The sequence below is a fragment of the Weissella oryzae SG25 genome (assembly GCF_000691805.2).
Lineage (GTDB): Bacteria > Bacillota > Bacilli > Lactobacillales > Lactobacillaceae > Weissella > Weissella oryzae.
Genome location: NZ_DF820522.1, coordinates 1 through 1,586 on the forward strand (window position 1 = coordinate 1; position 1,586 = coordinate 1,586).

A 1,586-nucleotide genomic window follows, 5' to 3' on the forward strand; every position below is an offset into this window, starting at 1 on the left:
CATCAATTAAAAAGCCGCTAGCATTCTTAATAGAAACCACGGCTGTATCATCTGACGTATTCAATTGTTTACCGTTCTTAATAAGTTCAAAGATAAATATTGATTCAGTGTCACTAAGCTTGTTTACAGGTGTTGCTGAATACCTAACTCGCTTGTTTGTTCCAACTTCCACCACTCTCACCACCTTTCATTGCAAAATAAAAAGGCAACAATCTAGTGATTGCTACCTGTAATTTGACGGGTCCGACTTAGCACCTTGTTTCAAAGTGCTAGACGGGACCACCCAATATGTAAAATTAATTAAAGCTGAACGCTAACGTTTTCGCGCTTGTCGTACACATCCACATACAGTTGATTCTTATCACCGTTGTATGAGAACTCTAGATACATACCGTTTTGTGGAACGCCTACAACAGCCTTGTTGTTTTGAAGATTCTTAACCATCCATGAAACAAATATATCTGATTCAGAAAGTTCAATACCTTGTTTCTTAAAATATTCAATTGTCTTATCAATGATGAGCGCATTAAATTCAACGTTATTCATTCTAAGCCCCCTTTACTTTGAACGTGCAGCTACAACTACCCAGTCGTTGGCCAGCATGTCTGTTTGACTAGCCAACCAGGGCACTAATGACTTAGGCGACTCATCATTATCTGTAATAAGCCCAGTTGTATTGATATAGATGAACTCTTGTGTCATAAACTCGTTGACTGGCTTATGCAAACCGATATAAATGCCACTACCATTCCAACCTCTACGAGCAACATTCTTTCCTGCTCGCAATTGTTCCAATGCCTGGCCAAAATCTAATCCTTTAAACTTGTTCATCATATATCCTCCATCTGATTGCAAAATAAAAGAGCCGATATTTCTATCAGCTCCATATACAGCAGGTAAGGATTTGCACCTTACAGTAATTCTGATTTCTCGTTGCCAGAATAATAGCAAGCAGAGTTCCTGTCATGCTATACGTTACTTATTCCGTTCACTGCTGTTATTCAATTTTTGAACAATATCATAATACAACGGTTTTACTCCACCGTGCCTACAATGAATTTCCACTCTACCTATAATTATATTCTGAACTCTCTGGGTCAAAAGGTGTTTCAGGCTTACTTTTATCTTTTGCACCCTCGAGGACAAATACTCTTAAATCTTCAACATCAGCAAACGCCCAAGCAAATTGTAAAAATGCTTCTCGAATAAGTTGGTAACCTCGGCTTTCAGAATAACCCATTTGTTCGAATATCTTATTCCACTTCACCATTTTGAAATATCTCAATTCGATAATATCTCTATGTGGAAACTTCATAGTCTTACATGCTTCAATAACTTCATCTAAAATCATTTCAGCGTAAGCGTGGTTAGTTAACTTCTCATCAGTTGCATTGTTAATGCTACGACTTGAAGGCATGCCACTGATGATTGGTGACTTAACATCAACATAAGATTTATGAGCCATTCTTTTAATCGTAGGTAATTCTTTATCAAAAAAGTACCTAGCTTTTTCAACAGTTCTTGCTTCATCTAATTCTGGTAACAGTGCCACAACCTACGCCCTCCATGATAAAATAAAGTTACTA

General features: G+C 37.4%; 3 protein-coding genes. All 3 read right to left on the minus strand.

Annotated features, from left to right (window positions below):
- Positions 1–300: 300 nt before the first annotated feature.
- The 3 genes from TT13_RS10800 to TT13_RS10810 all read right to left on the minus strand — a co-directional run bounded on the left by TT13_RS10800 (position 301) and on the right by TT13_RS10810 (position 1,552).
- The gene (locus tag TT13_RS10800; RefSeq protein ID WP_027699951.1) at positions 301–546 is read right to left on the minus strand and encodes a DUF6275 family protein; all 246 of its coding nucleotides are present in this window, start codon (positions 544–546) and stop codon (positions 301–303) included.
- Between the two features lie 12 nt (positions 547–558).
- Positions 559–831 carry a DUF2829 domain-containing protein gene (locus TT13_RS10805; RefSeq protein WP_045477366.1) on the minus strand — a complete coding sequence of 91 codons (273 nt, stop codon included), beginning with the start codon at positions 829–831 and terminating at the stop codon, positions 559–561.
- A gap of 235 nt (positions 832–1,066) precedes the next feature.
- Entirely contained in the window at positions 1,067–1,552 is a 486-nt protein-coding gene (locus tag TT13_RS10810; protein ID WP_045477367.1) for an ArpU family phage packaging/lysis transcriptional regulator, read from the minus strand.
- Positions 1,553–1,586: the final 34 nt, after the last annotated feature.